Source organism: Flavobacterium sp. (genome assembly GCF_035760125.1).
GTDB lineage: Bacteria > Bacteroidota > Bacteroidia > Flavobacteriales > Flavobacteriaceae > Flavobacterium.
The window spans coordinates 1-6,178 of the sequence record NZ_DASTTN010000543.1; the positions used below are offsets into that span (position 1 = coordinate 1).

The 6,178-nt window shown below is 34.0% G+C and carries 8 protein-coding genes; 7 read left to right on the forward strand and 1 reads right to left on the reverse strand.

Features of this window, described 5'->3' with window-relative positions; all coding sequences use genetic code 11:
* The 4 genes from VFS71_RS19260 to truB form a co-directional block, all read left to right on the forward strand.
* Positions 1–789: cell division protein FtsX (locus tag VFS71_RS19260; protein ID WP_326403288.1), on the forward strand; the 789-nt coding region annotated here is incomplete at its 5' end.
* A 71-nt stretch (positions 790–860) separates the two neighbouring features.
* The gene (locus VFS71_RS19265; protein ID WP_326403290.1) at positions 861–1,100 is read left to right on the forward strand and encodes a DUF3098 domain-containing protein; all 240 of its coding nucleotides are present in this window, start codon (positions 861–863) and stop codon (positions 1,098–1,100) included.
* 70 nt (positions 1,101–1,170) lie between these two features.
* Complete coding sequence (locus VFS71_RS19270) at positions 1,171–1,968, forward strand: undecaprenyl-diphosphate phosphatase (RefSeq protein WP_326403291.1); 798 nt, start codon at positions 1,171–1,173, stop codon at positions 1,966–1,968.
* Positions 1,968–2,666 (forward strand): tRNA pseudouridine(55) synthase TruB, encoded by a 699-nt coding sequence (gene truB, locus VFS71_RS19275; RefSeq protein ID WP_326403293.1) that lies wholly within the window; start codon positions 1,968–1,970, stop codon positions 2,664–2,666. Before VFS71_RS19270 ends, truB begins: the two co-directional genes overlap by 1 nt.
* Before the next feature lie 348 nt (positions 2,667–3,014).
* Here truB and VFS71_RS19280 read toward each other — a convergent pair whose 3' ends face one another.
* Positions 3,015–3,632, reverse strand: a complete 618-nt coding sequence (locus VFS71_RS19280; RefSeq protein ID WP_326403294.1) for a thioredoxin family protein — start codon at positions 3,630–3,632, stop codon at positions 3,015–3,017.
* A 173-nt stretch (positions 3,633–3,805) separates the two neighbouring features.
* On the opposite strand from VFS71_RS19280, the gene VFS71_RS19285 reads away from it, so the two are divergent.
* The 3 genes from VFS71_RS19285 to frr all read left to right on the forward strand — a co-directional run.
* On the forward strand, positions 3,806–4,612 hold the full coding sequence (locus VFS71_RS19285; protein ID WP_326403296.1) for a patatin-like phospholipase family protein: 807 nt from the start codon (positions 3,806–3,808) through the stop codon (positions 4,610–4,612).
* 289 nt (positions 4,613–4,901) lie between these two features.
* Positions 4,902–5,609 (forward strand): UMP kinase, encoded by a 708-nt coding sequence (pyrH, locus tag VFS71_RS19290; RefSeq protein WP_326403297.1) that lies wholly within the window; start codon positions 4,902–4,904, stop codon positions 5,607–5,609.
* Positions 5,610–5,686: 77 nt separating this feature from the next.
* On the forward strand, positions 5,687–6,178 hold a 492-nt coding region (gene frr / locus VFS71_RS19295; RefSeq protein ID WP_326403298.1), incomplete at its 3' end, for a ribosome recycling factor.

Consider the following 6,178-nt stretch of genomic DNA (forward strand, 5'->3'; position numbering starts at 1 on the left):
CTACTAGGTATACTGGGATTTTTTATCATCAATTCCAAAAAACTAGCCGATGACTTCAGAGAAAAAATAGCAATGACTGTTTTTTTCAAAAATGAAGCCAATGACTCTATTCTTAAGGCATTTGGTCAGGAACTGAAAACCACCAAATTTTCTAAAACTTTTGTATATGTAACCAAAGAACAGGCGGCAAAAGAACATACTGATATTATTGGCGAAGATTTCGTAACATTCTTAGGCGAAAATCCTTTGCAAAACTCATACGATATTCACTTAAAAGCGGATTATGTTGTTAGAGACAGCATTGCAAAAATCGAATCCCGCTTACGCAAAAACGCAATGGTTTCGGATATTGTTTACGATAAACAATTGGTAAACTTAGTAAACGACAATATCAAAAAAGTGAGTATGTGGATTTTAATCGTCAGTGCTTTCTTGACCTTCATAGCGGTACTTTTAATCAATAGTTCACTACGACTATCCATATATTCCAATCGATTTATCATCAAAACGATGCAAATGGTGGGCGCAACAAAATCGTTCATCAGAAAACCATTTGTATTGCGCAGCATAAAACTGGGAATGATTGGTGCAGGACTTGCTATTCTTGCCTTAATAGGTGTTTTGGTTTATTTAGAAAACAGCTTCCCAGACCTTGGAATCCTAGATGATAAATTACTGATAGGCCTTGTATTGATTGCTGTATTTGGTCTTGGTATCTTAATCACTTGGTTGAGCACTTATTTTGCAACGCAACGTTTCTTGAATTTAAGAACAGACGATTTATATTAATCGTTAATATTCAGAAAAAAACATAAACTTAAAACAGAGGATGAGATTACTTCGTCCCTCGCAATAACAAAATGAAAAACGAAGAACACAAACACGAATTCCTTTTTGAGAAAATAAACTATAAAATTCTATTGATTGGAATTGGAGTAATTGCATTGGGCTTTTTATTGATGTCTGGTGGAGGAAGCGATGACCCAAATGTTTTTAATGATGCTGTCTTTGATTTCCGAAGAATTCGTTTGGCTCCAACCACTGTTTTAATTGGATTTGGAATTACCATTTATGCCATTCTTAAAAACCCTAAAAAATAGTTTACAGTATTCGATATTCAGTTAACAACAAACTGAAATTTGAAATCTGTAGTCTAAAATCTAAAATTAAATGAATACATTACAAGCTATTATCCTTGCCATTATAGAAGGAATTACCGAATTTTTACCCATTTCTTCTACAGGGCATATGATTATCGCCTCCTCTTTTTTTGGAATTGCACACGATGATTTTACCAAACTTTTTACCATTGTAATTCAATTAGGTGCCATTTTATCGGTGTTGGTTTTGTATTTCAGACGCTTTTTCCAATCCTTTGATTTTTACTTCAAATTATTAGTTGCATTCATACCAGCTGTTGTTTTTGGATTGCTTTTCAGCAAAAAAATTGACGCTTTACTTGAAAATCCAGTGACCGTTGCCGTTTCATTATTGATAGGTGGTATCATTTTATTAAAAGTAGACCAATGGTTCAACAACCCAGACGTCTCAGAAAATGCTCAAGATGTCACATATTTACAAGCCTTAAAAATAGGTTTATTCCAATGTCTTGCCATGATTCCTGGAGTTTCCAGAAGTGGTGCTTCGATTGTTGGTGGAATGGCTCAAAATTTATCTCGCACCTCGGCTGCGGAATTCTCCTTTTTCCTTGCGGTTCCTACTATGCTAGGTGCGACGGTAAAAAAATGTTACGATTATTATAAAGATGGATTTGTTTTATCAGACGATCAAATCAATTTCTTAGTTATAGGAAATGTGGTTGCTTTTATTGTTGCTCTTTTAGCGATTAAAAGCTTCATTGGATTTTTAACCAAAAACGGATTTAAAGTTTTTGGTTATTACCGAATTATTGCCGGAATCATATTATTGGCAATACACTTTTTCATTCATCCTTTGACTGTACTTTAATGACAACTGAAGATTTTTTAAACGGTCAGGTTCTCTTAATTGACAAACCTTTGCATTTTACTTCTTTCCAGGCAGTAAACAAACTTAAGTATGCCTTAATCAATAAAGCAGGATTACCAAAAAAATTTAAGATTGGACATGCAGGAACTTTGGATCCATTGGCTTCTGGATTATTATTGGTTTGCACGGGGAAATTCACCAAAAGAATTACCGAATTACAGGGCCAACCCAAAGAATACACCGGAACTTTCTACATTGGAGCCACGACTCCATCCTATGATTTGGAAACTGAAATTGACCAAACTTTCCCAACAGAACATATCGACGAATCTCTTATCCACGAAACCGTAAAACAGTTTTTGGGTGAAATTGACCAAAAACCTCCTATTTTTTCGGCCATAAAAAAAGACGGTGTGCGTTTATACGAACATGCCCGTGCTGGAGAAACAGTAGAAATTGCTTCAAGAAAAACTACGATCCACGAATTTGAAATCACAAGAATTGCACTTCCCGAAGTCGATTTTAGGGTAGTTTGCAGCAAAGGAACTTACATTCGCTCCTTGGCTTATGATTTTGGGAAAGCGATGAATTCAGGATCGCATTTAACAGTTTTGCGTCGCACTAAAATTGGCGATTACAATGTAGCTGATGCAATCGATGTGAATTTATTCGAACAAACTCTAACCCCTCGATTGTAATCAAAAAAAAACACATAACAAATACAGAATTGAATTTGCGATGTGTTTTTACTAAAATCGGAGTAATGTTAACTCATTCTCTTTTCTAAGTTGTTTACGTCATTAATTAATAATGTGTAGCACTTTCATTTCCAAATAGAAAATGAGATACATAATCGTAAACTTTTTCAAATAGTTTTTTCATAATGATGTTTTTTTTAATTGTTGAACAATATTTAAATACACCAATAAAAAAAAGTAAATCAAAATAATAGATGTGGTTAGCAGTCACTAATTTACATTTTTTTTGATATAAAAAAATAAAAAACAAAAAAAAGTACCTTATAGTTATTAACAGGTATATTCCACTTATAAACAGGCATATTCTTTAATTGAATACATCATCTCAACAACTTCATTTTGCACAGACAATCCTTTATCGTGCAAATACCACAATTGTAATTGTGTTTTCGCATCTTCATCTACAATTCCAAATTGTTCTTTATAGTTTTTAATTAAATCGGTAGCACCTTTGGGTCTTGGTCCCCAATGTTTGCAAACTTTACCTAATTCTTTATCAATAATAAGGAGTTTCGGAATCGCTCTGGCACCATTCGTTAAAAATTGATTCATCAAATCATCATTCAAATCGCGGAAAACAATTTTCAAATCAATATTATCCGATTCTGCAGCCATTTTATTTAAAATTGGTAAAATCTGTGCAGCATCCCCACACCAACCTTCGGCTATAACCAACCAAATATATTCTTTTTCAAGTACTTTTAATTTTTCGCTTATTTCCTCAGAGATGGTTATCGTCTTATCCAGACGCTTCAACCGGGTTTCATTTAGGGTACTATAATGTAACAAATCTTTAGATTGCTCACTCCCAGTTGACTTTCCTTCGGAGAGCAAATCGGATACGATCTTTTTATATTCTAAATAAGTGTAACTATTAAACAACGCCTTTGCTACTGAACTTTTCATAATTAATTTATTACTCTTTGTTATAAAACAGCATATCTTCATTGGTGTATACTCCCAATGACGACATGCTTATTTCATTATACAAATTTATTTGATACAAAATTAACAATACCAGTTGTTTAAAAACGTGATAAAAATCACATTGTAACAAACAAAATGCATATTTTTATAAAATGGACAGCGAATCAAAATCAATCGGTTTAATATTATCCGGCGGTGGATCAAAAGGCATTGCTCATGCTGGGGTTTTGAAATTTTTGGAAGAAAAAAATATCATTCCTACCCAAATTGCGGGTTCAAGTGCGGGTTCAATTGTTGCTGCTTTATATGGAAGCGGCAAATCACCCGAGGCTATTTTGGAATTCTTTAAATCCATTTATTTTTTTCATTGGAAACATTTTACATTCTCCAAACCGGGCCTCATAGATTCCGAATCATTCAAAGAATATTTCTATGAAATATTTAAAGACACCACTTTGTCTGAACTTAAAATTCCTGTTCATATTACCGCAACCGATATGATTAAAGGAAAATCAAAAATATTTGGCCCCGAAACCAAAACAATAGATGCAATCTTGGCATCATCATCATTTCCAGGAGTAATGTCTCCTTATGAATTTAACGGTAAATTATACAGTGACGGAGGTATTCTTAATCATTTCCCAACAGATATTTTAAAAGAGAAATGCGACATTTTAATCGGTGTTTATGTTAGTCCAATCCAAAAAATAGAAGCCAAAGATTTGACCTCTATCAAATCGGTAACCGCTAGAGCTTTTGATCTATTCTCGGCAAATTCCAGCATACACAAATTTGATCATTGCGATTGGCTGATAGAACCCGAGGCTTTATCACTCTATAGCACTTTTGAAACAAGCAAAGTCAAAATGGAGGCTATCTTTGAAATTGGATACGAATCGGCGAAAAAAACATATAAAAAGCTTAATTCTTCACTGGACACTAAACTACTGAGATACTAAGTTACTAAGATTTAAACAGTCCATTTAAAAAACGACAAAATTAATATTTCACCATCTAAAAAAACACAAAGCATTAAAAAACTCAGAATATCAGCAACTTATCGACTTACTACCTATATAAGAGTACTAAATAGTTACCAAAAAACTTAATTTAAATATTTAAGGAACTCTATTTTCAAAAAAAACAGAATATGTCTATATTTGCACAAATTTGACAGCATTGAACCCAATCAGTGATGCAAATTACTTTCGATAAACGAAGGGAGACCTTAAAAACAAAAACTGACTGATGAAATACAAAAGAATCCTTCTGAAATTAAGTGGTGAAGCTTTAATGGGTGATTTACAATACGGAATTGATCCAAAACGATTGGCCGAATATGCCGATGAAATCAAGCAAATTCACGCCAAAGGAGTAGAAATAGCTATAGTAATTGGTGGAGGAAACATTTTTAGAGGTGTTGCTGGAGCCAGTTCTGGAATGGACCGAGTACAAGGAGATTACATGGGAATGTTAGCAACAGTTATCAACGGAATGGCATTGCAAGGTGCTCTTGAAGATAAAGGCATGAAAACCCGTTTGCAAACTGCCCTAAAAATGGAATCAATCGCTGAACCTTACATCAAAAGAAGAGCGGATCGTCACTTGGAAAAAGGAAGAATCGTTATTTTTGGAGCAGGAACCGGAAATCCATATTTCACAACAGATACAGCTGCCGTTTTACGTGGTATCGAAATCAATGCCGATGTGATTCTAAAAGGAACTCGTGTAGATGGTGTTTATGACTGTGATCCAGAGAAAAATGCGTCTGCAATAAAATTTGATTTCATCTCTTTTGAAGATGTATTGAAAAAAGGATTAAATGTAATGGATACCACTGCATTTACTTTAAGCCAAGAAAATAAACTACCAATAGTAGTATTCGACATGAACAAAATAGGGAATCTATTAAAAATTTGTGAAGGAAAAAATATAGGAACCGTAGTAAACATATAAAAAGCAGTAGGCAGTTTTCAGATAACAGCACAACAATCTGAAATCTGAAGTCTAAAAACTCTGAAATCTTAAAAAAAATGACAGAAGAAATTGAATTTATATTAGATAGCACAGAAGAATCAATGACTGGTTCTATCGAGCATTTAGAAAAAGCATTTTTAAATATTCGTGCCGGCAAAGCATCACCTGCCATGTTGGGAAGTGTTTTTGTTGATTATTATGGATCAGCATCTCCGTTGTCCCAAGTATCAAAAATCAGTGTGCCTGATGCTAGAACCATCACCCTTCAACCTTTTGAAAAAAACATGTTGCATCCAATTGAAAAAGCAATTATGGTTGCCAATCTTGGATTCAACCCAATGAATAATGGGGATATGATTATCATTAGCGTCCCTCCTCTTACTGAAGACCGTAGACGTGAATTGGCAAAACAAGCCAAGTCTGAAGCTGAAGATGCTAAAATTGGTGTTAGAAACGCTCGAAAAGATGCCAATACGGATATCAAAAAATTAGAAAAAGAAGGAACTTCAGAAGACATTTGTAAAAGTGCCGAAGAAGAAGTTCAAAAC

What these genes read in the sequence shown, in the direction of transcription:
- VFS71_RS19265 (WP_326403290.1), top strand. Translation starts at nt 861, where the DNA reads ATGAAAAACGAAGAACACAAACACGAATTCCTTTTTGAGAAAATAAAC.
- VFS71_RS19270 (WP_326403291.1), top strand. Translation starts at nt 1,171, where the DNA reads ATGAATACATTACAAGCTATTATCCTTGCCATTATAGAAGGAATTACC.
- truB (WP_326403293.1), top strand. Translation starts at nt 1,968, where the DNA reads ATGACAACTGAAGATTTTTTAAACGGTCAGGTTCTCTTAATTGACAAA.
- VFS71_RS19280 (WP_326403294.1), bottom strand. Translation starts at nt 3,632, where the DNA reads ATGAAAAGTTCAGTAGCAAAGGCGTTGTTTAATAGTTACACTTATTTA.
- VFS71_RS19285 (WP_326403296.1), top strand. Translation starts at nt 3,806, where the DNA reads ATGGACAGCGAATCAAAATCAATCGGTTTAATATTATCCGGCGGTGGA.
- pyrH (WP_326403297.1), top strand. Translation starts at nt 4,902, where the DNA reads ATGAAATACAAAAGAATCCTTCTGAAATTAAGTGGTGAAGCTTTAATG.